Source organism: Neobacillus sp. K501 (assembly GCF_053749995.1).
In genome coordinates this window covers 1-1,035 of the sequence record NZ_JBSLYA010000029.1, presented here as the reverse complement: position 1 = coordinate 1,035, position 1,035 = coordinate 1, and the positions used below count along the sequence as shown (strand labels likewise).

Here is a 1,035-nt window from a genome sequence, read left to right as displayed (position 1 = left end):
AGTTGGGACTTTGTCCCTGTGAGAGTAGGACGTTGCCAGGCTGTTATATGGAGGATTAGCTCAGCTGGGAGAGCATCTGCCTTACAAGCAGAGGGTCGGCGGTTCGATCCCGTCATCCTCCACCATATATATTTGCCGGGGTAGCTCAATTGGTAGAGCAACTGACTTGTAATCAGTAGGTTGGGGGTTCAAGTCCTCTCGCCGGCACCATTTTAGACGAGCCATTAGCTCAGTTGGTAGAGCATCTGACTTTTAATCAGAGGGTCGAAGGTTCGAGTCCTTCATGGCTCACCATTTTAAATATATATGCGGGTGTGGCGGAATTGGCAGACGCACCAGACTTAGGATCTGGCGCCGCAAGGCGTGGGGGTTCGACTCCCTTCACCCGCACCATTTAACCAAATACGCGGAAGTAGTTCAGTGGTAGAACACCACCTTGCCAAGGTGGGGGTCGCGGGTTCGAATCCCGTCTTCCGCTCTCGATTTTTGCCGGGGTGGCGGAACTGGCAGACGCACAGGACTTAAAATCCTGCGGTAGGTGACTACCGTACCGGTTCGATTCCGGTCCTCGGCACCATTTAATTTAATTATGCGCCCGTAGCTCAATTGGATAGAGCGTTTGACTACGGATCAAAAGGTTATGGGTTCGACTCCTTTCGGGCGCGCCATATCGGGAAGTAGCTCAGCTTGGTAGAGCACTTGGTTTGGGACCAAGGGGTCGCAGGTTCGAATCCTGTCTTCCCGACCATTCCATTCATGAATTATGGGGCCTTAGCTCAGCTGGGAGAGCGCCTGCTTTGCACGCAGGAGGTCAGCGGTTCGATCCCGCTAGGCTCCACCAAAAAAATATTATGTTGACAAGATAATATAAACTTGTTAATATAGAAAAGTCGCTGTTGTGACAATGTATTGTTCTTTGAAAACTAAACAAACAAAAACGTCAACAAACAATAATATTTTAGTTTCTACTATAGAAACTAAGCCAACGTAACTTTATGAGCTATATCAACTTTCTTGGAGAGTTTGATCCTGGCT

General features: G+C 48.7%; 9 tRNA genes. All 9 read left to right on the top strand.

Annotation, left to right across the window (positions count from 1 at the left end):
- Positions 1 to 49: 49 nt before the first annotated feature.
- A tRNA-Val gene (locus ACWM35_RS25075) sits at positions 50 to 125 on the top strand.
- A 9-nt stretch (positions 126 to 134) separates the two neighbouring features.
- A tRNA-Thr gene (locus ACWM35_RS25070) sits at positions 135 to 210 on the top strand.
- 8 nt (positions 211 to 218) lie between these two features.
- Positions 219 to 294, top strand: a tRNA-Lys gene (locus tag ACWM35_RS25065).
- Positions 295 to 308: 14 nt separating this feature from the next.
- Positions 309 to 393, top strand: a tRNA-Leu gene (locus ACWM35_RS25060).
- A 13-nt stretch (positions 394 to 406) separates the two neighbouring features.
- Positions 407 to 478 (top strand) — tRNA-Gly (locus ACWM35_RS25055).
- Positions 479 to 488: 10 nt separating this feature from the next.
- Positions 489 to 577 (top strand) — tRNA-Leu (locus ACWM35_RS25050).
- A gap of 14 nt (positions 578 to 591) precedes the next feature.
- Positions 592 to 668: transfer RNA gene (locus ACWM35_RS25045), tRNA-Arg, on the top strand.
- A gap of 3 nt (positions 669 to 671) precedes the next feature.
- Positions 672 to 748 (top strand) — tRNA-Pro (locus ACWM35_RS25040).
- Positions 749 to 765: 17 nt separating this feature from the next.
- A tRNA-Ala gene (locus ACWM35_RS25035) sits at positions 766 to 841 on the top strand.
- The last annotated feature ends 194 nt before the right edge of the window (positions 842 to 1,035 follow it).